We start from the raw sequence: 25478 nt of genomic DNA, 5'->3' as shown, positions 1-25478 counted from the left end.
GTATCGGCCCTGCTGACCGAGTTTGCCGGCGTGCTCGGCATCGCCGCTCAGGTCGGACGAAACTATGCCGGGCCGTTCGGCAAGAGCGACAGGGCGCTGGCGCTCGGCGTCGTCGCCGTGCTGTGCGCCGCCGGGCTGTGGCCGGCATCGATAGCGCCATGTGTGTTTCCGGCCATGGCAACGCTTTCGCTGCTGACCGCCATAAACCGGATACGCGCCGGCCTTATTGGCAGCGCCAGCTGAGCATCAAGGCTCGCCATGCCGCCAGAGGGAAAGACCATGATGCACGAACCGATCGCCGCCGCGGCCACGGAAAGCCTTGCGCGGCAAGCGCAGGAGCGGGTCTTCAGCAGCCATGACGGGACGGAGATCTTCTACCGATTCTGGCCGGCGGCTTCGGCCGATGCCAAAGGCGCGGTGGTGCTCTTCCATCGCGGCCATGAGCATGGCGGCCGCATGGCCCATCTCGCCGATGAATTGCGGATGCCGGACCACGCCTTCTATGCCTGGGATGCCCGCGGCAATGGCCGTTCGTCCGGCGAGCGCGGCTATGCCCCGTCCTTCTCGGCGCTGGTGCGCGACATCGACTGCTTCATGCGCGAGATCGCTGAAAGGGATGGCTTCGCCACGCGGGATATCGCGCTGATCGCGCAGTCCTTCGGCGCCGTGCTGGCCGCCGCCTGGGTGCACGACTATGCGCCGAAGCTGCGCGCCATGGTGCTGGCCTCACCGGCCTTCTCGGTAAAACTCTACGTGCCGTTCGCCAAGGAGGGCATAGCGCTCTGGCAGAAGCTCAAGGGCCGCTTCTTCGTCAATTCCTACGTCAAGGCGAAATTCCTGACCCATGATCCCGTGCGCATCGCCTCTTTCGAGAGCGACCCGCTGATCACGCGGCCGATCGCTTCCAACATCCTGGTCGAACTCTATCAGCATGCCGCACGCATCGTCAGTGACGCCCGCGCCATCACCGTGCCGACACAGCTTCTGCTTTCGGGCAGCGACTGGGTCGTGCGCCACGGCCCGCAGCACGAATTTTTTGTCAATCTCGGCAGCCGCACCAAGGAACGCCATGTGCTGCCGGGCTTCTTCCACGACACGCTGGGCGAACGCGACCGGGCGCAGGCCCTCGACCTGATCCGGCCGTTCCTCGCCAGGCAATTCGCAACGCCGGATGCGCCGGCCGACCTGAAGCAGGCGGACATCGCAGGCTACACACGCGACGAGGCCGACCGCCTTGCCTCGCCGCTCGCTTTGATGTCGCCAAAGGGCCTCTATTGGGCATTCAGCCGCGCCTCCATCCGCATGGGCGCCTGGGTCTCGCAAGGTATGAAGACCGGCATCGCCACCGGCTTCGATTCGGGCTCGACGCTGGATTATGTCTACGAGAACGAAGCGCGCGGGCTTACGCCCCTTGGCCGCGTCGTCGACCGTGTCTTCCTGGAGGCCATCGGCTGGCGCGGCATCCGCCAGCGCAAGCTGCATCTCGAGGAGCTCATCGGTTCCAGCCTGGCGATGCTCAAGGCCACTGGGCGGCCGGCGCACATTCTCGACATCGCCGCCGGCCACGGCCGCTATGTTCTCGATGCCATCGTGAAGAGCCCCGACCAGCCGGCGAGCGTTCGCTTGCAGGATTATTCCGACCTCAACGTCCAGCTTGGCCGCAAGCTGATCACCGAGCGGCAATTGCCGGCCAGCGTCTCGTTCCAGCGCGCCGACGCCTTCGATGCCGACATGCTCGCCAACGTCGATCCGGCGCCCGACCTCGCCATCGTTTCCGGCCTCTACGAGTTGTTCTCCGACAATGCGATGATCGCCCGCTCGCTCGGTGGATTGGCCAGCGCCATGCAGCCGGGCAGCCTGTTGCTCTACACCAACCAGCCCTGGCATCCGCAGCTCGAGATGATCGCCCGCAGCCTGACTTCGCATCGCGGCGGCAAGGCCTGGGTGATGCGCCGGCGCACGCAAGGCGAGATGGACCAGCTCGTCGAAGCCGCCGGTTTCGACAAGCTCGACCAGCGCATCGACCAATGGGGCATCTTCACCGTCTCGGTCGCGCGGCGCCGCTGAACAGCATGGTCTCATCGCCTGCATCCGTGGCGCGTGCCGAACCCTATAGCCGGGTGGTCGTCAGGGCAGCCATGTGGCTGGCCTTCCTGGCACCATTCTTCTATCTCAGCTACGGTTTCGCCAACTGGCTGGCGTCGCAGCACGACGATGTCGGCAGCATCGTGTTCTCGTGGGAGCACGGCATCCCGTTCGTCGCCTGGACCATCGTACCCTACTGGTCGATCAACCTGTTCTACGGCCTGTCGCTGCTGCTCAACAACGACAGGCAAGGGGTCGACCGTCTGGCCGGACGCTATCTCACCGCGCAGGCCGTCGCCGTTATCTGCTTCATCCTGTTCCCGCTGACCGCGACATTCGTGCGGCCGGCGACGACCGGCCTGCCGGGCTTCCTGTTTGCCGTGCTCGGCGGTTTCGACAAGCCGTTCAACCAGGCACCGTCACTGCACATCGCCCTTTTGGTGATCATCTGGGATCATTGGCGCCACCGGCTCGGCGGGTTGCTCCTGCCGCTTTGGCATGGCTGGTGTTTTTTGATCGGCGCCTCGGTGCTGACGACCTGGCAGCATCATTTCATCGACATCCCGACCGGCGCCCTGCTCGGGTTCTTTGCGCTGTGGCTGTTTCCGCGCAGCGGCGCGTTGCCGTTTTCAGGCTTCCGGCTTACCAACAATGCGAAAGCGCGGCGGCTGGCGCTGTTCTATGCGCTGGGCGCCGTTCTTGCGCTGGCGGGTGCCGCGCTCGGTGCCTTCGTTTGCGCTGTCGCGCTCTTCCTGCTTTGGCCGACTTTTGCACTGGCCATCGTCGCCTTCGCCTATGCCGGGGCAGGCGAAAAAGTGTTCCAGAAAACCGCCGATGGCAGCATCACGCTCGCAAGCCGTGTCCTGCTCTTGCCTTACCGTCTCGGCGCTCGGACAAACATATGGGCCTGGACGCGCAATCTTGCTCCCCAGGTGGCGGTTGCCGACGGCGTCTTTCTCGGGCGCTTTCCCACAGCACGCGAGGCCAACAGCTTCGGCACGGTCATCGACCTCGCCGCCGAACTCGAAAAGCCGGCGGCAGCCGATTGCCGCTGGATCAGCTTTCCGATGATCGACCTGTTGCCGCCGCCAGTGGCGATACGGCAACAGGCGGCCAGCGCGCTGGAGAGTGCGCGACGCGACGGCACCGTGCTGGTGTGCTGCGCACTCGGCTTCCAGCGCAGCGCTGGCGTCGTTGCCGAATGGCTGGTGGCGACCGGCAAGGCCACGACGCCTGCGCTTGCCCGCGAAATGCTGATGGCAGCCGGCCGGCCGGTTCATCTTGCCGAGGCCGCGGAGCGTGCCGTTTCATGACCGGCAATGCGTATCAGGAACGCGCCAATCGGTTCGCCCGCAGGCTGATGTGGCAGGCGACGTGGCCGGCCGCGATTGTGGTGGCTGCCACCGTTTTAGCGCCCCTGGCTGCTTCGCCGCGCGGTGCCTTCGGGAGCCTACGCGCGGCCATCCCCTTGTCAGCCTCAGCCGCTATCGCAGTTGTCGTGCTGGCGCTGTCGGCATTGCTGGCGTTCGACGCGCTGCTGTTCCGGCTGATGGCAAGCCATGACGACGAAGCCTCCGGCGGCGGCGCGGTGGATGACATATTGGCGCGCATGCGCCTGAAACCCTCGCCGTCCACGACACGATCGCTCGACGACCGCATGGCCGGCGCAAGCCGCTTGTTGTTCAGGCAACGTGCCGCATTCGCTTTGTTTGCCGCAGCACTTCTGACGGCGGGATTCTGGGCGCCGCGATGAACAAGCTTTCGCTCAAGACCTTCACCTTGCTGCAGACGGTAACCTCCGTCGGCCTGTCGGCGCTGGCCCGGATGGTGACCGGGGTGCGTCCGATCTGGAACGGCAGCCTGCCCTCCGACCGGCAGCGCATCTATTTCGCCAATCACACCAGCCATGGCGACTTCATACTTTTGTCGGCCTGTCTCAGCGAAAGCGAGCGCGCGATCACCCATGCTGTTGCCGCAGGCGAATATTGGGGGAAGTCGCGGCTGCGCCGCTTCATCGCGCAGGACATGCTGTCGTCCGTGCTCATCAACAGGCAATGGACGAAACCTGAGGAAAACCCGATCGAGATCATGCTGTCGGTCCTCGACCAGGGCCACTCGCTGATCCTGTTTCCCGAGGGCACCCGCAACATGACCGAGGAGCCGCTGCTGGCCTTCCGCTCGGGCCTCTACAATCTGTCAACGGCGCGGCCTGAGGTCGAGCTGATCCCGTGCTGGATCGAGAACATGTCGCGCGTGCTGCCCAAGGGCCAGTTCCTGCCGGTGCCGCTGCTGTGCCGTGTCGTCTTCGGCCCGCCGGTGGCCGTGGCGCCTGGCGAAGAACGCCGCGCCTTCCTCGAACGCGCCCACGCCACGCTTCTGGCGCTCAACCCGCGTCCCGAGCGAGACGATTGATGCGCCACGAGATCTCCATCCTGATCATCGGCCTGCTGGCGGTTTTGACCACCGCCAGCATCGTCGCCACCATCCTTTCGGCGCGGGCGCCAAAGCCGCTGAGCTCGACGCTGGTCAATCTCACCCAGCGCATCAACGCCTGGTGGGTGATGGTGGCGCTGATGACGGTGGCCTTCTTCTTCGGCCGTTACGGGATGACCATCCTGTTTGCGCTGATCTCCTTCGCGGCGCTGCGCGAATTCGTGACGCTGACGCATACGCGCCGCAGCGACCATTGGGTGCTGCTCGGCATGTTCGGCATCATCATCCCGTTTCAATACTGGTTGGTGTGGACCGCCTGGTACGGGCTCTTCGTCATCTTCATTCCGGTCTATTGCTTCCTGCTGATGCCGGCCATCACCGCGCTGCATGGCGATACCGAACGCTTCCTCGAGCGGATCGCCGCGCAGCAATGGGCGGTGATGATCTCGGTCTATTGCGTCAGCCACGTCCCTGCCCTGCTGACACTCGACGTGCCGGGCTTCGAAGGCCGTACCCTGCTGCTGATCGCCTTCCTGATCATCGTCGTGCAAGGCAGCGACGTGCTGCAATACATCTTCGGCAAGCTGTTTGGAAAACACCGGTTTTCGCCGAACGTCTCGCCGTCGAAAACCTGGGAAGGGCTGATCGGCGGGCTGGTGTCGGCGAGCCTGCTGGGCGCGCTGTTGTCGTTCGTGACGCCGTTTTCGCCGCTGCAGGCAGCGGCCGTGGCGTTCGTCGCCTGCTCGATGGGATTCCTCGGCGGGCTGGTCGCCTCGGCCATCAAGCGCGACCAGGGGGTCAAGGACTGGGGCCATCTGATCGAAGGCCATGGCGGCATGATGGACCGCACCGACAGCCTGGTCTTCGCCGCCCCGGTCTTCTTCCACATCGTGCGCTATTTCTGGACGGTCTGAGCAAGCCGTTTCGGGCCGCAATCACAGCCGGTTGCGAATGAGCATTGTAACGACGAAGAACGCGCCGACCGAACTGGTGATGATGCCGATCGGCAGTTCCTGCGGCGGCAGCAGTGTTCGGGCCAGAAGATCGCTGGCCAGCAGAAGCACCGCGCCGAAGACAGCACAGCTGGCAACGAGGCGCAGATGCAAGGGACCCGCCAGCGGACGCGACAGATGCGGGATCATCAGCCCGACGAAACCGATGACGCCGGCGACCGAGACAAGGATCGCCGTCGAGAAGGCGGCGACGAGAAACGTCGTCCGGCGCATGCGCGCCACCGGCACGCCGAGGCTTTCGGCGGCATTTTCACCAGCCAGGAAAGCATCGAGCCGGCGGTGGTTCCACAGCGCGTAAGCCAGAATGGTGCCCGCCCCCAGCGCGCCCAACCAGATATTGTCCCAGCGCGCCAGCCCAAGGCCGCCCATGGTCCAGAACAGCACGGAGTGAGCAGCGCGCTGGTCGCCGGCAAAGACCAGGTAGTTGGTCAAGGCAGTGAACATGAAGGACACGGCAAGGCCGGCCAGGATCAACCGCTCCGGGCCTTGCCCCCTCACCCGCGTGACCAGCAGCAGGACGACGCCGGCAGCCAATATGCCGCCGGTGAAGGCCGCGACCGGCAATGTCCAGATGCCAAAGCTGTCGCCGAAGACGGTGATGACGGAAACCGCACCGGCGGCGGCGCCCGACGACAGGCCGAACAGGAACGGATCGGCGAGATCGTTGCGGGTCACCGTCTGCAGCAGCGCACCGACGACACCCAGGCCGGCGCCGACGCAGATGGCCAGGATCGTGCGCGGCAGCCGCAGGTCGACGACGATCTTGCCGACCGGCCCGGACACGTCGGGCCCGCTTAAGCCGATTGCGCGGCCAAGTGCTGCAACAACGTCGGTGAACGGGATCAGCGTCGAACCATAGGCGATCGACAGCAGAGCGAGAGCGGCGATCAGCACTGCACCCAAAATCATTGCCAAGGCGAACGGCTTGCGGCGCAAGCTCACGTTTTCACGCATGTCGTTGCCTCGCCGGCATTCGAGATTGGCCGAGGCCTCTCCAACGTCGTCATCCCTGGGCGAAGCAGGAGCGAAGCTCCGTCGCGGAGACCCTGGGATCCATGCCTGGACCTTGGCCGAAGCGTGCAGCGGAGCAGAATTCTGCACCGGAGCAACGCTCGGAAGTCGCGGCATGGATCCTCGGGTCTGCGCTGCGTCGCTGCGCTCCTTGCTCCGCCCGTGGATGACGAAGCGATTGATGTTTCAGCCAATCGCCAAGGCAAGCCGTCTATCAACACAAGCATATTCGACCCGTCAAACTTCCTCAAAAGGCTTCCGGATGCATCGCCTTGGCGATCTTGTCGATCGCCTCGATGTTGGCCGGTCCGGGAGTCAGTTCGGCATAGCGCAGGGCGACGAAGCGCTCGTCCTTGACCGCGTCGGTCTCCTTCATGGCCGGATGCGCCTTAAGGAAATCGAGCAGCTTCTTGTAGCCGCCGCCATCCTGGTAATCGAGCAGGATGAGGAATTGCGGATTGCGCGACGCCACCGTCTCCCAGTCCGTGTTGCCCCAGCTGGTGTCCATGTCGGCCATGATGTTGTCGCCGCCGGCAGCTGATATCATGGCGCTGGGGATGGCGAACTTGCCTGCGGTGAACGGCTTGTCCTCGCCGGAATCGTAGAGGAACACCCGCGTTCCCCTGCGGTCACCGACCTTGGCGGTGATGTCGGCGAGCTGCGTCTTCCAGCCCGAAACGAGCTTCTCGGCCTCGGCTTCCTTGCCGAAAATCTTGCCCAGCTTTTCGACGTCACCATAGAGCAGGTCCATTGAGGCGGCGGGACGGTTCTTGTCGAGATGCACGCAGCTTTCCGTCAGCACCAGCGTCTTGACGCCATGCGGGGCAAGCGTGTCGGGCGTCACCTCGCCGCCGGGCTTCATGCCGTAATACCAGCCGGCGAAGAAGAAATCCGGCTCGACCGCGACGAGGTTTTCGAGCGTCGGATATTTGGGCGCCAGCTCCGGGATCGAACCCTGCTCGGCCTTGAACTCGGGACCGACCTTGTACCATCCGGTGATGCCGGTCAGGCCGACGATCGATGGCTGCAGGCTCAGCGCGAATGCCATCTCGGCCATGTTGAGATCGTGGATCACGGCACGCTTCGGCGGTGCGTCGAAGGTCAGCGGCTTGCCGCAGCTGTCGACGGTCACCGGGAAGGCCAGGGCTGTCGAGGCCAGCAGCGAGAAGGCAAGCAAAAAGGCTAGGCGTTTCACGGGTTTTGCTCCTTTGTGGATGGGATCGGGTCGACTACGGAACGGCTTCAATCAGGATGGCGGCGCGGCGCGGTTTGGAACCTCGAACACCGTCAGTTCGCGGTCTTCGGTCGGATGGCGCAGACGCAGCACATCGATGCCGAAAATCTCGCGGATCAGCTGTTGGGTCAGCGCTTCGCGCGGTGCGGCGAGCGCTTGCAGACGGGCATGGTTCATCACCGCCACCCTGGTGGCGAAGGGTGCGACCAGTGCCAGATCGTGCAGCACCGCTATCACCGTCATCTCGAAGCCTGCCACGAGGTCGAGCAGTTCGCCGCGGGCGCGCGGGTCGAGATGGTTGGTCGGCTCGTCGAGGAACAGGATCTTTGGCTGCTGGGCGATGGCGCGCGCCAGCTGGGCGCGCTGGCGCTCGCCGCCCGACAGCGAGCCGATGGTGCGGCCGAGCAGCGGCAGCAGGCCGGTCCGGCGCAGCGCATCGACGACGATGTCGCGTTCCTCGCTCCTGCGCCTCAGCCCGGCGTGCGGAACGCGGCCAAGCTCGACATAGTCGATCACCGCCAGCCGCGGATCGGGCTGGTCGGTCTGGCCGACCACGGCGATGTGCAGTGCCCGCTCGACGGCTGAAATCCTGTCCAGCCGGCGCCCGCCGAGCTTCACCTCGCCGGAGCTCGGCCGCAGCATGCCCGACAGCATGCGCAGCAGCGTCGTCTTGCCGGCGCCGTTGGGACCAATGATGGCAAGGCGGTCGCCGGATGCCACCGACAGGCTGACCGCCCGGACCAGATCCCGCCCATTTGCCATGGCGCAGAGGTCACGTGCTTCGAGAAGCGCTGCGCTCATCGGTTGCTGCCCGCCGGATCGCCGGGACGGCGAAGCACGTACACGATGATGCGATGGATGAAGCCGTCCAACTTTCCGTCACTTTCCAAAACTGGCGACGGAAGGAAGCTGGCGAAGCGGCCGACAAGACCGGGATTCACGTTTCCTCCCGGCACACCCCGTCCGGTCAACTCAGTGATGGCAGGTCTCCTGGCTCGCGGGTCGTTGCGCCATCCTGCCTTCCCAGCCTTGCCGGCCAGTGGCATTTGCGGATTTTGCTCGCCGCTTACAGTTGCGGGGGCAGCCACGGCCTCGATCCCTGGGGATCTCACCGTGTTCCCTTTTCACCCCTCGCCTTTCGACTCGGGGACCATCACCGGCCCAGCGTAGATTTCCACCAATCGCTTCGCAATGGATTTCTCGGACGGAGTGGTGGGCCAGCCAGGGGGAAACAGGCATTTCACGCTCTCGATTTGTAATAATATAACGTATCTAGAAGACGCCGCCTGACGCTGTCAAGCGAAGCCTGCCGAATTTGGCTCTTCGGCGGCAAGGGGCGCTCGACCGCTGCGCCATATCGGTGTGCGACTGTGACGGGATCGGTGCGATTGCGCGGGATGCGCAATTTCGATCAAACTGGCCGCGCCAGGAAACGGCAGGATGACCAGGCCAATGCGAGGAGCAAAATGAACCCGACCGAGAAAGCGCTGTGGTTCGTCGAAAGTCATCTGCCGGAGCCGATCTCGCTCGACGATGTCGCGCAAAGCAGCGGCGTGTCGCGTTTTCATGTGACACGGGCTTTCGGCGCTGCTACCGGCCGTTCGGTGATGGGCTACATGCGCTCACGCCGGTTGACCGAGGCGGCCCGCAAGCTGGCTGGCGGGGCGCCCGACATCCTCACCGTCGCGCTCGACGCCGGCTACAACTCGCATGAGGCTTTCACCCGCGCCTTCCGCGACCAGTTCGGCACCACGCCGGAACTGGTGCGCGCGCAAGGCTCGACCAACAACCTCGACCTCGTGGAGCCGATCCTGATGGACCAGTCCTTCCTCACCAATCTCGAACCACCGCGCTTCGAGACCAGCCGCCCGTTCCTGATCGCCGGCCTCGGCGAACGCTACAGCTGTGAGAGCAGCGCCGGGATTCCGATGCAGTGGCAGCGTTTTGCACCCTATATCGGCAACATCCCCGGCGAAATCTCAGGCGTTTTCTACGGGGTTTGCCTTAATGGCGACGACGCGGGCAATTTCGACTATGTCGTCGGCGTCGAAGTGTCGGACTTTGCGGATCTGCCGAAGGACTTCTATCGGGTGCGGGTGCCGGCGCAGAAATATGCGGTGTTTTCGCACCGCGAGCACATCTCATCCATCCGCCGGACGATCAACACGATCTGGAACAGTTGGCTGCCCGCCTCCGGCCACGACATCGCGGACGCGCCGGAATTCGAGCGTTATGGACCGGAGTTCGACCCGCGCAGCGGCAATGGTGGGCTGGAGATCTGGATACCGGTCAAGGGCTAGATGATCACGCCATCGGTAGCGCCGGCCAGCGATCGGTGACCTTCCCGCCGGCAAACACCGCGATCGACCCGAATTGCTGCAGCACGGCTTCGCTCTGCGTCGGGCGCAGGAAGGCGTAATCGCCGGGCCTTGCGGTTGCATCCGCGGGCAGGCCCATGAATTGCTGGTTGGAGGACAGGCCGAGCAGGCCGTTCGTCTTCATGCCTTCGGGGAACACTGGCTCGGCCATCCATTTGCCGCCATAGAGATAGCAGCCCTTGCGTGGAAACCGGCCGAGTGCCTGCAGCAGGCGAGTGACGGCCGGCGGGCCGGGCAGCATCGGCTCGACCACTTTCAGCATTGGCGTGGCAATGAAGGCCGCCGGCTGGAAGCCTTCGAGACCGGGTGTATCGAAGTCGCTGGGCAGCACGAAGGCCGAGCCCATCGACACTTCGTTGGCCGCGCCGCCATGATGAAGCAGCGCGGTCTTGCTGCCGCCGATATTCAAGATGCGGCGCTGGTCGACGCCGAGACAAGCGACGAACGCCGTGGCCTGCGTCGACGCCTTTGCCAAGGCTCTCGCCGGCCCGCCGAACAAACCCGGTATGAGCGGCGCATGCGCCTCGTAGGCCATGACGCCTTCGCAACGCAGCCGTTTGTGGGCCTGGAGTGCGCTCAATGCCCTCGACAAGGCTTCGGGATCGGCAAAGCCGCCGCGATGCAGCCCGACATCGATCTCGAAAGCAATGCGCAGGCCGATGCCGAGTTCGTCTGCGAGCGCGCCATAGTCCGCCAGTCTCTCCTCGCTGTCGATCAGCCAGCAGACACGTGACCAGTCGGCATCACCCTTAACCAGCGCAGCCCTTGCCGCACCGATCGGCATCGGCTTGCCGTAGAGCAGATCGGCATCCGGAAACGTCTTCAGCACCGCCTCGCTGATCGGCGGGTGAAAGGTCATGAAGCGCTCACTGCCAAGCGCCTTGCCGATATGCGCAAGCAGCGGCAGGCAGGCGAGCGACTTGTCGACCAGTCGCACTGCAAGGCCGGGATCCAGTCTCCGCTTCACCAAGGCGATGTTGCTGTCCAGCCGGTCGCGATCGAGCAGCAGGCAGGGCTGGAAGATGCCGGCTTGCTTCAGCGCATCCGAGAGGGTGGAAAAATAGGTGCTCATCATTCGATGCCGAACAGGCCGGCCATGTAGGGCGACACGAAGCGGTTTTGCGGATCGATGTCGCGGCGCGCCGCCATGGCATCGTCCCAGCGCGGGTAGAGCTTTTTCAGCTCCGCCGCTTTCAGGCTGTGCATCTTGCCCCAGTGCGGCCGGCCGCCATATCTGCGGAAGATCGGCTCTGCCGCCCGCATGAACGGCAAAGGATCGTTCGCGGCATCATGGTGGATGGCGATGGAGCAGGTCAGCCTGTTGTAGAATGGCGAAAGCCAGAACTGGTCCGGCGCGACCGAGCGCACCTCCATCGGGAAATAGACCTCGGGAAAACGCTTCTCGGTCAGCTCGATGATCTCGGCCAGCGCCTTCGGCCCCTCCTCGAACGGCAGATGATATTCCATCTCGTTGAACTTGGTCTGCCGGTCGCTGGCATAGACGTTGAGCCAGTCCTGCACATAGTCCTCGGCCGGCAATTTGGCGATGGCGCCCAGGATCAGGCGGCCGCGCAGCGATGGCAGCCAGGCAAGCCCGGTGCGCAGCCGGCGCAGTGTCCTCAAACCCGCCTCATCCGCTTCCGGCGGTCGCGGGGTCGGTGCTGCGTCGCTGAGATCACTGGCGATGAACTGCGCATAGCCGGAAAACGGAATGTAGTAGAATTCGGCCGAACGATGCGCGGCCATCATCGCCTCGAAATCGCGCAGCATCTCAGTGATCGGCAGCACATATTTGCGGCGGCGCAACCGATAGGTCGCGATGTTGTTCAGCGTCACTTCGGTGAGCACGCCGAAGGCGCCGAGCGCGACACCGATGGCATGGATCATGTCCTGATCCCCTGCCCGCTTGAAGTCGCGGACCTTGCCAAGCCCGTCGACGATCTGCACCGTCTCCAGCTGCGTATGATAGGCGCCGAGCGTCGGTCCCGAGCCGTGCGTGGCTGTGCCCAGCGCGCCGCCGATCGCCTGGCGGTCGATATCGCCCATGTTGGGCAGGCCCTGGCCAATGCCTTGCAGGATGCGCATCAGTGCGCCGAGCCGGGTCCCTGCCCGCACCCGCGCCTGATGTTTTTGCGCGTCATGCGAGACCAGCCCTTCCAGTCTCTCCAGTGACAGGATCGTGCCCTGCGATTTCACCAGCGGTGTGAAGGAATGACCGGCGCCGGCGACGCGGACCGGGCCGGGTGCAGTACGAATGAGATCACCGAGTTCACCGGCGTCGGCGGGGCTGGCGATCAGCTTCGGCTCGGCAGTGACAAAGCCGGACCAGTTGCTCCAACTGTTCGACATGCGGCTCACGCAACGGCGCGGCGACGCCGCGACACGAGAATGAACAGACCGAGCAGCACCACGCTGGCTACGGCACTGGCGGCGGCGAATTCCGGCACCGGCCGGAAATCCTTGCCGTCGATGAGCAGCGACGCCGCGATCGGCCCGATCGCCAGGCCGAACAGCTGGGCTGCCGGCACCAGCAGCACGGCGGTGCGCGTCTCGTCGGCGGTGATCGCCAGACGGATCTGGTAGGGCACGATGAACAGCAGGACAAAGCCCATGGCCAGGGCAGCGACCCAGAACGTCGTCAGACCGGGGCTACTGGCAAGAACCAGGGAGCTGACAAGCGCGACGACGCCGATCGCCGCGATGGCAAGGCGATAGTCGATGCGCGCCTCGAACGCGGTCGCCGTCATCGCCCCCAGGACCTGCACCGCGAGGCTGGCCGAGACGATCAGGCCGACGGTGCGGCCATCGATGCCGTATTGCGCGCCCAGCGGCTCCAGGAAAGCCCAGACCGCGCCGAAGAACATGAAGTAGCAGAAGACCGACAACAGCGCGGTCATAGAAGGAATCGTCAGCACATTGGCCAAATTCTCTTCCTTGGGCAGGTCAGCATAGTCACCGGGTACGGTGAAAGCGACCGCCAGTGACACGACGCAAACGACGGCAAGAACGATGAAGCCACCCGCCGACCCTGCGGCCGGGATGACATAGAGCGCCAGCAACAGGGCGAGCGCGCATTGCGCCAGCGTCTGCATGGTGACGAAATAGCCGCCGATGCGTTCGGCGCGCCGCGAGCGGGCGATCAGTTCGGTTGCGATAGCGACCAGACCGCCCTCGGCGAGCCCGGCAAGGGCGCGGGCCCCAATCAGCATGTTGGCGCTCGCGGCATAGGCCGTCCAGATATTGGCCAGCGCCAGCAACAGCAGAAGGACGGCACTTTTCCAGCGCATGTTGTGGGCCGAAAGCAGCATCGCCACGACGGCCGAACCGATGGCAATGGCGATCATCTCGGCGGTGGCGACCAGCGCCAGTTCGTCGCCGCTGACATGGCTTTCGGTGTAGAGAGCTCCGAGCAGCACCGGCTGCAGGCCGAGGATGAGCAGGCCGACCGAACCGATCCACAGGGCCGAGGCGAGCTGCCAACCGGTCGGATTGCCGACCAGCCAGTCGCCACTGCCTGCATGGCCGATATCTGTCGAAGCCAAAGGCGCCTCCCAACGTCCTTGCCGAGCGGCAAAAAAGCTGACAACCTGTCAGTATTTTAGAAACTGATACTTGATCATATTTCTTGTCAACCGGAATTTGAAAACCGCGCGAAAGATCGGTGCATGACAGAATTGAAGAGAATGGCGACCGAGCCGAGGCGCAGGCCCAAGCAGGAACGCAGCCGCGAGCGCATCGACGCGATCCTGTCGACGACCATGCGGCTGATCGGGGAAAAGGGTATCGACGCCGTCACCATGAAGGAGGTCGGCATGCTGGCGGGCGGGCCGATCGCCACCGTCTACCACTATTTTCCCAACAAATCGGCGATCCTGGCGATGCTGTATGAGCGGTTTTCGGAGGTCAGCCGGGCACGGCTGACGACGATCATCGCCGAAATCCGCGAGGCGAAAGATGTGATCGTGGCCGCTGACCGGCTGCTCGATGATTATCTCAGCCGTGTCGCCGGCGATCCGGCCATCCAGGATCTGCAGAACGCCATCCAGGCCGACAAGGCGCTCAAGAACCTCGACATCGCCGAAACCCGGCACCAAGCCAAAATGTTCTGCGACCACGTCATCGCCCTGCTCGAGCCCGAGAGGCGCGAGCAGTTCGAACGCATGGTTCTGCTGATCTTCCAGCTCGCCGGCGGCGTGGTGCGCCTGGCGCTCGCCGAGGGCGAAGCGGAAAGCCGCCAGACGATCGAGGATTACCGGTCTATCATTCACACGCAGCTGCGGCTGTTTCTCTAGAGGGAGCGCCGATCTCAGTCCGCGCCTATTTCGCCCGGTGGATGAGGCCTTCGAAGCCGTGTGTCAGATCCGAAGCGCCGGCCGCGAACATCTTGACAAGATTTTGCGGACGGCCGGGAGTCTTGTTTGCGTCGAGGAGGACGGCCTTGCCCTCATGCATGACGAAATCGAATTTTCCATAGTCAAAGCCGAGTTCACGCCGGCGCTCACGCAACTCGTCGGGCACCGGGACGGGCTCGCGCCGGATCGTCTCCGATGCCTTGACCAGGCCGTTCGGGGAGACGTAGCGGGTGCAGCGCTCGCGCTCGCCGCAAAACACCCAGAAACGAACAGCAAAACCGTCGGGTTCTCTCTCTGGAATGAACTTTTCCACGACGAGATCGTCGCAATCAAAGACGCCGTCTGGAACGTCGCCGAGAGATCCATGGATCTCATAGGGATGCAAGATTGGCAAACGCGGAAACGGCGGCTGTTTCCCGGCGCGCTCGGATCGCCGGTTGAGGAGTGTCTCCGGAATACCCAGATTGTTGAGATTGCTTTTGACGATCACCTGACCTTGCCAGCTGTCGGTTTTGTCGATCAATGCACCGCTGATCCGCCGCTTGGATATGTCGGCGGCGCCGATGTTGAGGCAGAATGCAAAACCCCGGGCGTAGTCGACATAGTCCGTGGGCGTCACCGTGGCATCGACATGCAATATCGCCATATCGGCGCTGACCGGCTTCGACAGGCCTTGCTGAACCCGGACCGAGTGGCCGCGCCTTTTCAATTCCGCAAGAATGTCGAACAGCATGTATGGGCTGCGCCTGCGCAGCAGAATGTCGCGCCTGCCCAGGAACCTGTCATGCTCATGCGTTATCACAGCGATACGCGCCACTATCGACCTCCTGGACTGTCTGTAGATGCCTTGAAATATCTTGGCTTGTCCAACGACCTCCATTAAGCCCCGGTGGGTATCTAAAATCCCGGCGTCCAGGGGCCAATGGAATTGCATGACAAATCATTGGGACGATTACCACCGCCATTGGAAACTTCTGGAAGCGCCGCTCCGGCCAACAGCGGAAACCGTCGCTATATTCGATCGCGAACTTGATCTCGGAAATGCCGATGTCCTTCTCTTGGGGGTTACCCCGGAATTGGCAATTCTGGGCAGGTCGATGTTGGCGGTCGACCAATCGGCGGCCATGATTTCCGGCGTTTGGGCCGGCGACGACGGCTCGCGAAGGGCAATCGCCGGCAACTGGCTTAACCTGCCCGTGGATCACGGAAGCATCGACGCCGTCATCGGTGACGGATGCCTGTCGGCGGTCGATTCCCAGGCCGCGCGCAGTTCGTTGTTTGGCGAGATCGCCAGAGTGCTGAAGCCTGGCAGGCGCGCAGCGATCCGCGTCTTCGCACGACCGGAAACGGCGGATGACCTGCGCGGCCTCGAAGCTCTGGTTCTGGCCGGCGGTATCGAGAATTTCCACGCGCTTAAATGGCGGATCGCGATGGCGTCCACGACCGCCGACCGCGATTTCGCCATCAAGGTGGCAACGATCCGCGATACGTTCGGCAGACTGTTTCCGGACCGCGAAGCTCTTGCCGCGCGAACAGGATGGAGCACGGCGTCGATCAACACGATCGACGTCTATGCCGGCTCGGACATAAGCTACAGCTTCGCGACGCTGGCCACGCTGATCGAAGAGGCAGCCAACTGGTTCGGCGACGTGCGCGTCGTGCCGAGCGGCAGCTATCCGCTGGCGGAACGGTGCCCGCTATTGGTGCTCGGTTCGGCCAGGCACCGGTAAGTTCATCATCATGCCGCCAAGAGGCACTCCGAGTGCCTTGACTCCGGCGAGCCGCCAGCCTATTTCAGCGCCACGTTAGCACTCGCCTTTGGTGAGTGCTAACCACATGTCCGGCGCCGCCGGACGGAGGAACTGTATCTCACCGTTCTCATCGAGGAAGAAAAAATGGCAAAGTCGAAGTTCCGCCCGCTTCATGACCGCGTGGTCGTTCGCCGGGTCGAATCCGAATCCAAGACCGCTGGCGGGATCATCATCCCCGACACGGCAAAGGAAAAGCCGCAGGAAGGCGAGATCATCGCTGTCGGCTCCGGCGCTCGTGACGAAGCTGGCAAGCTGGTCCCGCTGGACGTCAAGGCTGGCGACCGCATCCTGTTCGGCAAGTGGTCGGGCACCGAAGTCAAGCTCAATGGCGAAGACCTTCTGATCATGAAGGAATCCGACATCATGGGCATCATCGGCTGATATCAGGCCTTTCCGTCAACTGAATTCCCGGGCTCGATCAAAGCCCTTGCCAGGAGCTAAAAATGGCTGCCAAAGACGTAAAATTCTCCCGTGATGCCCGCGAGCGCATGCTGCGCGGCGTCAACATCCTCGCCGACGCGGTGAAGGTCACGCTCGGCCCCAAGGGCCGCAACGTCGTCATCGACAAGTCGTTCGGTGCCCCGCGCATCACCAAGGACGGCGTCACCGTCGCCAAGGAAATCGAGCTTGAGGACAAGTTCGAGAACATGGGCGCGCAGATGGTCCGCGAAGTTGCTTCGAAGACCAACGACATCGCCGGCGACGGCACCACGACCGCGACCGTTCTGGCGCAGTCGATCGTCCAGGAAGGCCACAAGGCCGTTGCCGCCGGCATGAACCCGATGGACCTGAAGCGCGGCATCGACCTCGCGGTAACCGACGTCGTTGCGACCCTGATCAAGAACGCCAAGAAGATCAAGACCTCCGAAGAGGTTGCCCAGGTCGGCACCATCGCCGGCAACGGCGATGCTTCGGTCGGCAAGATGATCGCCGAAGCGATGCAGAAGGTCGGCAACGAAGGCGTCATCACGGTTGAGGAAGCCAAGACCGCCGAGACCGAACTCGAAGTCGTCGAAGGCATGCAGTTCGACCGCGGCTACCTCTCGCCCTACTTCGTCACCAACGCCGACAAGATGGTTGCCGAGCTCGAGGACGTCTACATCCTCCTGCACGAGAAGAAGCTCTCCAACCTCCAGGCCATGCTGCCGGTTCTCGAAGCCGTCGTGCAGACCTCCAAGCCGCTGCTCATCATCTCGGAAGACGTCGAAGGCGAGGCTCTGGCCACGCTGGTCGTCAACAAGCTGCGTGGCGGCCTGAAGATCGCCGCCGTCAAGGCGCCGGGCTTCGGTGATCGCCGCAAGGCCATGCTGGAAGACATCGCCATCCTCACCGGTGGCCAGGTCATCTCGGAAGACCTCGGCATCAAGCTCGAGAACGTCGGCCTCAACATGCTCGGCCGCGCCAAGAAGGTGTCGATCTCCAAGGAGAACACCACCATCGTCGACGGCGCCGGCAAGAAGGCCGAGATCCAGGGCCGCGTTGCCCAGATCAAGCAGCAGATCGAAGAGACCACTTCGGACTACGACAAGGAGAAGCTGCAGGAACGTCTGGCGAAGCTCGCCGGCGGCGTTGCGGTGATCCGCGTCGGCGGTGCGACGGAAGTCGAAGTCAAGGAAAAGAAGGACCGCGTCGATGACGCCCTCAACGCGACCCGCGCGGCCGTCGAAGAAGGCATCGTTGCTGGTGGTGGCGTCGCGCTGCTGCGCGCTTCGGCCAACATCAAGGCCACCGGCGTCAACGCCGACCAGGCCGCCGGCATCAACATCGTTCGTCGTGCGCTGCAGGCTCCGGCCCGCCAGATCGCGGCCAACGCCGGTGCGGAAGCATCGATCGTCGCCGGCAAGATCCTTGAGAACAAGGGCTTGACCTTCGGCTACAACGCCCAGACCGGCGAATATGGCGACATGATCGCTATGGGTATCGTCGATCCGGTCAAGGTCGTTCGCACGGCTCTCCAGGACGCGGCCTCGGTCGCCGGCCTGCTCGTCACCACCGAAGCCATGATCGCGGAGGCTCCGAAGAAGGAGTCGGCTGGCGGCGGCGGCATGCCTGGCGGCATGGGCGGCGGCATGGGCGGCATGGGCGGCATGGATTTCTAAGAAGTCCATAAAGCACGCCCATGAACTAACATTGCTCAAGCCCGCAAGCGGGCTTGAGTGGCGGCATGGATTTCTAAGAAGTCCATAAAGCACGCCCATGAACTAACATTGCTCAAGCCCGCAAGCGGGCTTGAGTGGCGGCATGGATTTCTAATCCAGCCCTATCAGCCTTCAGATACGGAAAGGGCGGCAGAGATGCCGCCCTTTTTGTTTGCGCAGCGGTCGTTGTGACCTCTCAGACGGCGGCATCCGCGCGTTGCTTTACCTCGCCGGCAAGCACCGCGGCTTCGATCAGCGCCGCGACCTCGTCGGCCACGGCCTGTACCGGGGCGCGGTCGCTTGTGGCGCGGGCGATCACCATCAGCCCTTCCAGCGACGATTCGACCAGCAGCGCCAATGCATGCGCGCGGCGCTCGGGCACCCCTGCCCTGACGAAGGCGTCCCGCAGCAGGCCTATCCACTGTTCGAAGGCAGAGCGGCACAACTCCGCCAGTTCCGGCACGTCGGTCGGCGAGTCCAGCACGACAGGCGCGATCGGACAGCCGAGCGAAAACTGGTTGTCCTCCAGCATGCGCCCCACCGACTGGTAGATATGATGGACGGCCACCGCCGGATCCTTTTCGGCAGCCAGCGCTTCGCCCAGCCTCTCCGTCACGTCGGCAACGCTGGCGCGCGTCACCTCGATGACCAGTTGGTCCTTGCCGCCGGGAAAATGAAAATAGAGCGAGCCCCGCGGTGCGCCGCTGGCGCTCAATATGTCGTTGAGCGAGGTGCCGTGATAGCCGCGCTGCCTGAGCAGCAGCCCAGTCGTCTCGAGTATGCGGGTGCGGGTGTCGTTGGCCATGTCAACCTCTGTCAGGAGGAACCATTATAGGCCTTGCGCAGAATATGACAATCGGTCTACATAATATGTAGATCAGTCTATATATTCCTGGAGGAGAACGACATGCGCAGCTACCGCCTCGAAGGATCCGGGACCGAATCCCTGGTGATGCGCGATGCGGCGCAGCCGGAGCCGAAACCGCATGAGATCGCGGTGCGCGTCCGCGCCACTTCGCTCAACCGGCGCGATACGATGATCCTCAACGGCACCTATCCTCTGCCGCCGCGCCATGGCGTCGTTCCGCTGAGCGACGGGGCCGGGGAAGTGGTCGCCATCGGCGATGCCGTCACCCGCTTTGCCATCGGCGACCGCGTGACCGGCAGCTATTTCGCGCCGTGGATCGACGGCCGCATCCATGCCGGACTCATCGACCAGCTCGGCTGCACGCTGGACGGCATGCTGATCGAATACGCGGTTCTCGACGAACAATGGGCGGTGGGGCTGCCCGATCATCTCGACTGGCAAGAGGCGGCGACGCTGACCTGCGCTGGCCTGACCGCCTGGAACGCGGTGATGGGCGCCGGAATTCCGAAGCCCGGCCAATGGGTTCTGGTCATCGGCTCGGGCGGCGTCTCGCTGTTTGCACTGCAGTTCGCCAAGCTGCTCGGCTGCCGTGTCGTCGCCGTCACCTCGCGCGGCGAGAAAGCCGACAGACTGCGGGCGCTGGGCGCCGATCTGGTGATCTCGACATCGGATATGCCGCAATGGGGCGCGGCCGTCCGCGACCAGACCGGCGGCATCGATCTCGTCGTCGAGACCGGTGGCCCGGCGACCTTCGCCCAGTCGCTGATCGCCAGCACGCTTTACGGGCACATCGTGCTCTTGACGCTGCAGGATGCCAAAGGCGGATCGATCCAGCTGCCGGCGGCACTCTACCAGCGCAGCCTCGCCACCATCAGCCGCCTGTTCGTCGGCAACCGGACCAATCTCGAAGCCATGCTGCGCGCCGTCTCGCAGCACCGCCTGCGGCCCGTCATCGACAAGGTCTTCGCCTTCACCGAGGCCGGCGATGCCTACAGCTATTTCCAGCAGGGCGACGTCTTCGGGAAGGTGATCATCGACGGCGCCTGACCATCAAGTCCTCAAACCAAGGGAGAACGACAATGACAATTCGTGAAGCCTCGGCCAAATGGCAAGGCACGCTGAAGGAAGGTTCGGGCCGGCTGCGGCTCGGCAGCGGCGTATTCGAAGGCGCCTATTCCTTTCCGTCGCGTTTCGAGAACGGGCCGGGCACCAATCCGGAGGAGCTGATCGCCGCGGCTCATGCAGGCTGCTTCTCGATGGCGCTGAGCGCCGTACTGGGCAACGCCGATCATGTCCCGACAAGCATCAGCACCGTCGCCAAGGTGCATCTTGGCGCAACCGCTGCCGGTCCGACGATCACCCGCATCGAGCTCGAAACCGAGGCAGAGGTCGCGGGACTTGCCGAAGATGAATTCGAGCGTCTTGCACAGTCCGCCAAGACAGGCTGCCTCGTCTCGCGGGCCCTTGCCGGCGTGCCTCAGATCACCCTCAAGGCAACGCTCGTCGAAGCCACCAAAGGCCAATGAAGCCAGGAGAAAGAAGATGACACAGGAGCTTGTCATGGACGCAACCGCGTACGATCTGTCCCAGCAGACGGCCGAGATCGTGCGGCGCTACAACGACGTATTCCAACGCCATGATCCTTCGGCACTCGCCGAGCTGGTGGCTGAGGATTGCGTGATCGAGAACACCGTGCCGGCGCCGGACGGCGCCCGTTATGCCGGTCAAGCGGCGTGCGTCGGGCTTTGGACGGCGATCGCGACCCAGGCCGGCACGCGCTTCGATATCGAGGAAACCTTCGTTGCCGGTGACCGGGCAACGATCCGCTGGCGCTATTTCATGACCGACGGCAATTCGCTGCGCGGCGTCAACCTCATGCGCGTGGCCGACGGGCGGATCGTCGAAGCGATGGGCTATGTAAAGGGGTAGTGGCCCAAGCAATGCCCCGAAAGGGCATAACGGCTTTCGCCCGGAATAGCGCAACAAAGAGGAGCGGATCAGCGAGACTGAACCGCTCCTCGTGGCGCTACCGATCGGCCAGCGCCAGCTTCGCGCCAAGCATGACGAAGGCGCCGGCGAAGGTCCGGCGCATCCAGGTCAACACCATTGGCCGGGAGACGACATGGCTGCGGATCGAGGCGGCGAAGATGCCGTAGCCGATGAAAACCACAAAGGTCAAAAGCATGAAGACGGAACTCAGTTGCAGCATCTTCGACAGCGCATTGGGCTCCGTGGTGCTGACGAACTGCGGCAGGAAGGCGAAGAAGAAGATCGACAGTTTCGGATTGAGCACGTTGACGAGGATACCGGTGGCAATCACCTTGCCGGCCGAGCGTGGCGTCACGTCCTGCTCGACGCTGAGGCCGCCCTTTTCCTTCAGCGTGTTCCAGGCCATGTAGAGCAGGTAGGCGACGCCGAGATATTTCAGCGTCTCGAAGGCGAGCGCACTGGTGTGCAGCAGCGCCGCCAGGCCGGTGATCGCGGCGGCCATATGCGGGATGATGCCGAGCGTGCAGCCGAAGGCGGCGATGACGCTGGCCCGCGCACCGCGCGAGAGGCCGGCGCTCAGCGTGTAGAGAACGCCGGTACCGGGCGAAGCCACGACAATCAGGGACGTCAACAGAAATTCGATGCTCATAAGATCCTCCGCTGCCCTGCCCGGCGCCGAAGGTTATCGAGCCGCGGGTCGGCGCACAAGCGGGGGCGATTGGCATAGTCTCCCCACTTGTGGGTGAGATGGCCGGCAGGCCAGAGGGGGGCGCGAAGGATCGCCTGCGTCCCCGTCCGTTCGCGCCGAAATTTACTTAGGCGAACAATTAAAACTCGACTGAGAAGCCGGCGGGACAGCGCCCCCTCTGCCCTGCCGGCCATCTCCCCCACGAGGGGGGAGATTGGCTACACCGGCAATCCGAGCGCCTGGCGTGCCATCAGACACTCCTCGTCGCCGGGCATGCAGGCGCGACAGACGTCCGGCCGAACGTCGTAGATGCCGCAAGCGGTTGACTTGCCGATCTCGCCGGACAGCGCCGAGCAGCGCACGCCCTCGCAACGCATGCCTGAGAGGTCAGATGCGACATATTTTTCCGGGATACGGTCGAGCTGTGCGTCATCCTCGGTGGAAAAGCGCGGCCACTCGGCCGAATAGGAACAGCAGGCACCGCAGCTTTGGCAATCGAAGGTGGCCTGTTGCGACGACAAAACGCTTGCTGCGGCCACCAGGGCGGACAGCCCTGGCGCGGCGGGGTTGCGATCGGCGTCTTGCGGCAAGGCACTATTTCTTCTTGGCCGTCTTGCCCTTCGGCGAATCCGCCGGCGACTTGAACAGATCGGTCGCGGCCTCGGTGGCGTCGCCGGCTTTCGGCGCGGCAACCGGCTTGGCCGGTTTTGCCGCGGCACCCGAGGCTGCCGGCTGATCCTTGGAGGAGAATTTTATGGCCATGTCAGTCCTCGTCGGCGAAGCGCGATGATGGGGCGCGCGGGTTGCGCAGGCGGCCGATCAGCGCCGAAACGGCCGTAATGTTCATTTCCTCGGGCGACCAGTTCTTCACCGCCTCGATGTGATGGGCCGCCAGCTCGCGATGCGTGCTGCCGCTGTAGGCGGCGTCCTGATACGTCACCCGCTCATGGGTCTTGGCGTCTTCGCGGACATATTCGATCAGGTAGTTCGGGCATTCAGCGCGGCCGCGCACGCCGACGCGCACCTGGGCATCACCGTGGGCGCGCTTGCACCGTTCGAGCTTTTCCAGCACACGCCGGACGAATTCGACCGGCTTGTCGAGGCCTTCGACCATATCGGCAATGGTTGCGTCGGCGGCGATCGGTGTTGGCGGTACGCGTTTGGTGGCCATCAGCGTCTTCCGGCCCGCTTCTGCAAAGCGGCTAGCGCGGCGGCGGCGGCCATCTCGTCGGCCTCCTTCTCCAGCCGCAATTCGCGCAGACGCGCGGTCTTGGCTTCGCGTGCCTCGCTGACGGCGTCGCGCTCGGAATTGATGCGGTTGAGCGACATCGACTGGGTTTGCGTCTTGCTGAACAGGGACACGGCCTGATCGACGGTTGTCTTTGAACTGGTGGTCAAATCTTTCTCCTGTCAGGAGCCTGTGCCGATGGAGCGAGACCGGGTCTTCGGTCAGGATCACGCACAAAGCAATACGCGCGGCGAATTCAAATTGCTGGAGCGTCCCTTAGCACGTCCAGGCCGGCGCGCAGCGCACTTTCGGCGGCAAGGCGCGCAAAATGAAAAAGGCCAGGCACCGCCTGACCTTCCATGAGAGCGTCGCGCAACCAGATGACATCCAAAAGGATGCACGGGGGATGCACGGGAACGCCCTGCTTATGCACATGATATGCCGTGGAAACTCAAGTCTCCGCGGCCATGCGCCCGAATTCGCCACTCACCGGTGCCAGTACATCCGTGGTCACCGGGAGAGCTGAATTCGTTTTTCAGGCCGCCTTCAACTGGTCGGCGGACATCTTGCCCGACTTGTTGTCGCGGACCATCTCGTAGCCGAGCTTCTGGCCCTCGACGATGTCACGCATGCCGGCGCGCTCTACGGCCGAGATGTGGACAAAAACGTCGGCCGAGCCGTCGTCAGGCTGAATAAAACCAAAACCTTTGGTGGCGTTGAACCATTTAACTGTGCCGGTGCTCATGACGAACCCTTTCCATGGCAAATATTCGTTCGACGCCATGCGGATGCACAACGTCGTTTGTCCCGATTTTTGATGTGGGAAGTTCGTCAAAGGCGCGCTCGAAAGCGCGGATAACAAAAGTCAGTCAAACAAATATCGACGATTTGCTTGTAGGCTTCTTTTGGCGCGCTGTCAAATTTGCATTAAGCCACAGCTGCGGAATTCTCCCAAAACACCTGGCCAAAACACCTGGCATGACGGCAAATCGGGCGCCAAACAGCGCACTTGCGCCACCTTGAAAAAATTTTCGCGGCATCTCAGGAACCATCTGCGCAGAGGCGCATTTATTCCGTGTCATCAGCAGTTCATGAGAGCAATCGAATAACAGTTGATGGCAAAGACGCCCCCCGCACGATAAAAGGTGCGAGGGGCGTTTTCCTTTGCATTCCTATTCGTCCGGGCCGGGCTCCGGCCACGTCTCCCTGGCCGCTTCGGCATACCAGTGCCGCATCGCCGGCGTTGCCAGCACGGCGTCGACATAGGCGCGCGTATCCGGCGCCAGCGTGCCGCCATAGGTGTCGAAACGGGTGACGACAGGCGCATACATGGCGTCGGCCGCGGTGAAATGGCCAAACAGGAACGGGCCGCCCTTGCCGTATTTTTCCCGGCACTCGCGCCATAGCGCCTCGATGCGGTCGCGTTGCGCCTCGCCTTCGGCGTCGAGCGGCTTGTGGCCCTTCGGCCGGCGCAAATTCATCGGCCAGCCATAGCGGACCTCGCGAAAGCCGGAATGCATCTCGGTCGCGGCCGAGCGCGCCAGCGCACGGGCGTCGATATCGGCGGGCCAGAGCTTTTTCTGCGGAAACAGGTCGGCGAGATATTCAAGGATGGCAAGGGTTTCCCAGATGATCCTGCCATTGTGATTCAACACCGGCACCTGACCGGTCGGCGACACTTTCGCCAGATTGGCAAAGGTTTCGGGCGTACGCAGCCGCACGAAACCTTCCTCGAACGGGATCTCCAGATGCCTCATTGCCAGCCATGGCCGCAGCGACCATGAGGAGAAGCATTTGTTGCCGATGAAGAGCGTGAATTCAGCCATTTTTCTCCCCGCACGCTCGGCCATCCAAAATCCATGGTCGGCGTGTGTTCACAGCCTAGCCCACCAGCCTTGCCCCAGGGCGGCGGCCGCGCGACCTGATCTGCCGTCCGGGCGACGCCTGGAACCTAACCGACGCCGGCTCGTTAGCTACCCGCAAATGAATTCCCCCGAATTCAGAATCCCAGGAGATGCGCAAAAATGGTGAACAAGGATCAGGTTGCGGGCGTGGCCAAGCAGGTCAAGGGCTCGGTCAAGGAAGCCGCGGGCAAGGCAACCGGCAACAGGCAGACCCAGGCCGAAGGCACGGGCGACCGGATCGCCGGCAAGGTGCAGAAGGCCTATGGCGACGTCAAGGACAAGGTCAAGAAGGCGCTCTGATCCAACATCGAGAAACGCGCTTCATCGAGGGAAAGGCGGTCGCGAA

Annotated in this window: 30 protein-coding genes, 1 pseudogene and 1 riboswitch; of the genes and pseudogenes, 15 read left to right on the top strand and 16 right to left on the bottom strand. The window is 63.4% G+C overall.

Going from position 1 to position 25478, the window contains the following annotated elements; genetic code table 11:
• The 6 genes and pseudogenes from EN943_RS06045 to EN943_RS06020 all read left to right on the top strand — a co-directional run.
• Positions 1–243: pseudogene (locus EN943_RS06045) on the top strand (CDP-alcohol phosphatidyltransferase family protein); the annotation flags it as partial.
• A gap of 36 nt (positions 244–279) precedes the next feature.
• Positions 280–2067: a bifunctional alpha/beta hydrolase/class I SAM-dependent methyltransferase gene (locus tag EN943_RS06040; protein ID WP_206522733.1), complete on the top strand. Its 1788-nt coding sequence runs from the start codon at positions 280–282 to the stop codon at positions 2065–2067.
• 5 nt (positions 2068–2072) lie between these two features.
• Positions 2073–3398: a phosphatase PAP2/dual specificity phosphatase family protein gene (locus EN943_RS06035; RefSeq protein WP_127411896.1), complete on the top strand. Its 1326-nt coding sequence runs from the start codon at positions 2073–2075 to the stop codon at positions 3396–3398.
• Complete coding sequence (locus EN943_RS06030) at positions 3395–3838, top strand: hypothetical protein (protein ID WP_127411895.1); 444 nt, start codon at positions 3395–3397, stop codon at positions 3836–3838. The genes EN943_RS06035 and EN943_RS06030 overlap by 4 nt, the downstream gene beginning before the upstream one ends.
• Positions 3835–4497: a lysophospholipid acyltransferase family protein gene (locus tag EN943_RS06025; protein WP_127411894.1), complete on the top strand. Its 663-nt coding sequence runs from the start codon at positions 3835–3837 to the stop codon at positions 4495–4497. Before EN943_RS06030 ends, EN943_RS06025 begins: the two co-directional genes overlap by 4 nt.
• A complete protein-coding gene (locus tag EN943_RS06020) occupies positions 4497–5432 on the top strand; it encodes a phosphatidate cytidylyltransferase (protein ID WP_027163212.1) in 936 nt (311 codons plus the stop codon). The genes EN943_RS06025 and EN943_RS06020 overlap by 1 nt, the downstream gene beginning before the upstream one ends.
• Before the next feature lie 21 nt (positions 5433–5453).
• Here EN943_RS06020 and EN943_RS06015 read toward each other — a convergent pair whose 3' ends face one another.
• The 4 genes from EN943_RS06015 to EN943_RS37570 all read right to left on the bottom strand — a co-directional run bounded on the left by EN943_RS06015 (position 5454) and on the right by EN943_RS37570 (position 8717).
• Entirely contained in the window at positions 5454–6485 is a 1032-nt protein-coding gene (locus EN943_RS06015; RefSeq protein ID WP_164778091.1) for an iron ABC transporter permease, read from the bottom strand.
• Positions 6486–6789: 304 nt separating this feature from the next.
• Positions 6790–7737, bottom strand: a complete 948-nt coding sequence (locus EN943_RS06010; protein ID WP_127411893.1) for an ABC transporter substrate-binding protein — start codon at positions 7735–7737, stop codon at positions 6790–6792.
• A 51-nt stretch (positions 7738–7788) separates the two neighbouring features.
• Positions 7789–8577: an ABC transporter ATP-binding protein gene (locus EN943_RS06005; protein ID WP_127411892.1), complete on the bottom strand. Its 789-nt coding sequence runs from the start codon at positions 8575–8577 to the stop codon at positions 7789–7791.
• Positions 8574–8717 (bottom strand): hypothetical protein, encoded by a 144-nt coding sequence (locus EN943_RS37570; RefSeq protein WP_164778087.1) that lies wholly within the window; start codon positions 8715–8717, stop codon positions 8574–8576. The genes EN943_RS06005 and EN943_RS37570 overlap by 4 nt, the downstream gene beginning before the upstream one ends.
• A 21-nt stretch (positions 8718–8738) precedes the next feature.
• Positions 8739–8946: riboswitch (cobalamin riboswitch) on the bottom strand.
• Positions 8947–9242: 296 nt separating this feature from the next.
• Here EN943_RS37570 and EN943_RS06000 point away from each other — a divergent pair.
• A complete protein-coding gene (locus tag EN943_RS06000; protein WP_127411891.1) occupies positions 9243–10076 on the top strand; it encodes an AraC family transcriptional regulator in 834 nt (277 codons plus the stop codon).
• A 4-nt stretch (positions 10077–10080) separates the two neighbouring features.
• Here EN943_RS06000 and EN943_RS05995 read toward each other — a convergent pair whose 3' ends face one another.
• From EN943_RS05995 to EN943_RS05985, 3 genes are read right to left on the bottom strand one after another with little or no spacing between them, the layout of a single operon-like run.
• Positions 10081–11226 carry a DSD1 family PLP-dependent enzyme gene (locus tag EN943_RS05995; protein WP_164778090.1) on the bottom strand — a complete coding sequence of 382 codons (1146 nt, stop codon included), beginning with the start codon at positions 11224–11226 and terminating at the stop codon, positions 10081–10083.
• The gene (locus EN943_RS05990; RefSeq protein ID WP_127411889.1) at positions 11226–12503 is read right to left on the bottom strand and encodes a D-arabinono-1,4-lactone oxidase; all 1278 of its coding nucleotides are present in this window, start codon (positions 12501–12503) and stop codon (positions 11226–11228) included. Before EN943_RS05990 ends, EN943_RS05995 begins: the two co-directional genes overlap by 1 nt.
• Before the next feature lie 5 nt (positions 12504–12508).
• Entirely contained in the window at positions 12509–13696 is a 1188-nt protein-coding gene (locus EN943_RS05985) for an MFS transporter (protein WP_127411888.1), read from the bottom strand.
• Between the two features lie 123 nt (positions 13697–13819).
• Here EN943_RS05985 and EN943_RS05980 point away from each other — a divergent pair, with 123 nt between their 5' ends.
• The gene (locus tag EN943_RS05980) at positions 13820–14446 is read left to right on the top strand and encodes a TetR/AcrR family transcriptional regulator (RefSeq protein WP_164778089.1); all 627 of its coding nucleotides are present in this window, start codon (positions 13820–13822) and stop codon (positions 14444–14446) included.
• Between the two features lie 25 nt (positions 14447–14471).
• On the opposite strand, the gene EN943_RS05975 is transcribed toward EN943_RS05980, so the two are convergent.
• On the bottom strand, positions 14472–15323 hold the full coding sequence (locus EN943_RS05975) for a hypothetical protein (RefSeq protein ID WP_127411887.1): 852 nt from the start codon (positions 15321–15323) through the stop codon (positions 14472–14474).
• Positions 15324–15438: 115 nt separating this feature from the next.
• On the opposite strand from EN943_RS05975, the gene EN943_RS05970 reads away from it, so the two are divergent.
• The 3 genes from EN943_RS05970 to groL all read left to right on the top strand — a co-directional run bounded on the left by EN943_RS05970 (position 15439) and on the right by groL (position 18416).
• Positions 15439–16236: a class I SAM-dependent methyltransferase gene (locus EN943_RS05970; RefSeq protein WP_127411886.1), complete on the top strand. Its 798-nt coding sequence runs from the start codon at positions 15439–15441 to the stop codon at positions 16234–16236.
• A 165-nt stretch (positions 16237–16401) separates the two neighbouring features.
• Entirely contained in the window at positions 16402–16698 is a 297-nt protein-coding gene (groES, locus tag EN943_RS05965; protein WP_006203049.1) for a co-chaperone GroES, read from the top strand.
• A gap of 62 nt (positions 16699–16760) precedes the next feature.
• Positions 16761–18416, top strand: a complete 1656-nt coding sequence (gene groL, locus EN943_RS05960) for a chaperonin GroEL (protein ID WP_127411885.1) — start codon at positions 16761–16763, stop codon at positions 18414–18416.
• 235 nt (positions 18417–18651) lie between these two features.
• On the opposite strand, the gene EN943_RS05955 is transcribed toward groL, so the two are convergent.
• The gene (locus EN943_RS05955) at positions 18652–19260 is read right to left on the bottom strand and encodes a TetR/AcrR family transcriptional regulator (protein WP_127411884.1); all 609 of its coding nucleotides are present in this window, start codon (positions 19258–19260) and stop codon (positions 18652–18654) included.
• A 102-nt stretch (positions 19261–19362) separates the two neighbouring features.
• Between EN943_RS05955 and EN943_RS05950 the strand changes: the two genes are divergently transcribed.
• Genes EN943_RS05950 through EN943_RS05940 form a run of 3 tightly spaced genes read left to right on the top strand, consistent with a single transcriptional unit; the run spans position 19363 to position 21252 of the window.
• Positions 19363–20370: an NAD(P)-dependent alcohol dehydrogenase gene (locus EN943_RS05950; protein WP_127411883.1), complete on the top strand. Its 1008-nt coding sequence runs from the start codon at positions 19363–19365 to the stop codon at positions 20368–20370.
• 32 nt (positions 20371–20402) lie between these two features.
• A complete protein-coding gene (locus tag EN943_RS05945) occupies positions 20403–20849 on the top strand; it encodes an OsmC family protein (protein WP_127411882.1) in 447 nt (148 codons plus the stop codon).
• Positions 20850–20865: 16 nt separating this feature from the next.
• Positions 20866–21252, top strand: a complete 387-nt coding sequence (locus EN943_RS05940) for a nuclear transport factor 2 family protein (protein ID WP_127411881.1) — start codon at positions 20866–20868, stop codon at positions 21250–21252.
• A 97-nt stretch (positions 21253–21349) separates the two neighbouring features.
• Here the strand turns inward: EN943_RS05940 and EN943_RS05935 are convergent, their stop codons facing one another.
• The 7 genes from EN943_RS05935 to EN943_RS05905 form a co-directional block, all read right to left on the bottom strand.
• Entirely contained in the window at positions 21350–21961 is a 612-nt protein-coding gene (locus EN943_RS05935; protein WP_127411880.1) for a LysE family translocator, read from the bottom strand.
• A gap of 257 nt (positions 21962–22218) precedes the next feature.
• The gene (locus EN943_RS05930; RefSeq protein ID WP_164778092.1) at positions 22219–22539 is read right to left on the bottom strand and encodes a YkgJ family cysteine cluster protein; all 321 of its coding nucleotides are present in this window, start codon (positions 22537–22539) and stop codon (positions 22219–22221) included.
• A 55-nt stretch (positions 22540–22594) separates the two neighbouring features.
• Entirely contained in the window at positions 22595–22762 is a 168-nt protein-coding gene (locus EN943_RS05925; RefSeq protein WP_013532397.1) for a hypothetical protein, read from the bottom strand.
• A gap of 1 nt (position 22763) precedes the next feature.
• Entirely contained in the window at positions 22764–23171 is a 408-nt protein-coding gene (locus EN943_RS05920) for a hypothetical protein (RefSeq protein WP_013532398.1), read from the bottom strand.
• The gene (locus tag EN943_RS05915) at positions 23171–23398 is read right to left on the bottom strand and encodes a hypothetical protein (protein WP_127411878.1); all 228 of its coding nucleotides are present in this window, start codon (positions 23396–23398) and stop codon (positions 23171–23173) included. The genes EN943_RS05920 and EN943_RS05915 overlap by 1 nt, the downstream gene beginning before the upstream one ends.
• A gap of 365 nt (positions 23399–23763) precedes the next feature.
• Positions 23764–23973 carry a cold-shock protein gene (locus EN943_RS05910; protein ID WP_010915421.1) on the bottom strand — a complete coding sequence of 70 codons (210 nt, stop codon included), beginning with the start codon at positions 23971–23973 and terminating at the stop codon, positions 23764–23766.
• 427 nt (positions 23974–24400) lie between these two features.
• Positions 24401–25054: a glutathione S-transferase family protein gene (locus EN943_RS05905; RefSeq protein ID WP_164778088.1), complete on the bottom strand. Its 654-nt coding sequence runs from the start codon at positions 25052–25054 to the stop codon at positions 24401–24403.
• Positions 25055–25252: 198 nt separating this feature from the next.
• Between EN943_RS05905 and EN943_RS05900 the strand changes: the two genes are divergently transcribed.
• Positions 25253–25432: a CsbD family protein gene (locus EN943_RS05900; protein WP_027037831.1), complete on the top strand. Its 180-nt coding sequence runs from the start codon at positions 25253–25255 to the stop codon at positions 25430–25432.
• The last annotated feature ends 46 nt before the right edge of the window (positions 25433–25478 follow it).

Source organism: Mesorhizobium sp. M7A.F.Ca.US.006.01.1.1 (genome assembly GCF_003997935.1).
In the GTDB taxonomy this organism is placed as follows: Bacteria; Pseudomonadota; Alphaproteobacteria; order Rhizobiales; family Rhizobiaceae; genus Mesorhizobium.
The sequence above is the reverse complement of the archived record's forward strand: the minus strand, read 5'-3'. Positions and strand labels throughout refer to the sequence as shown.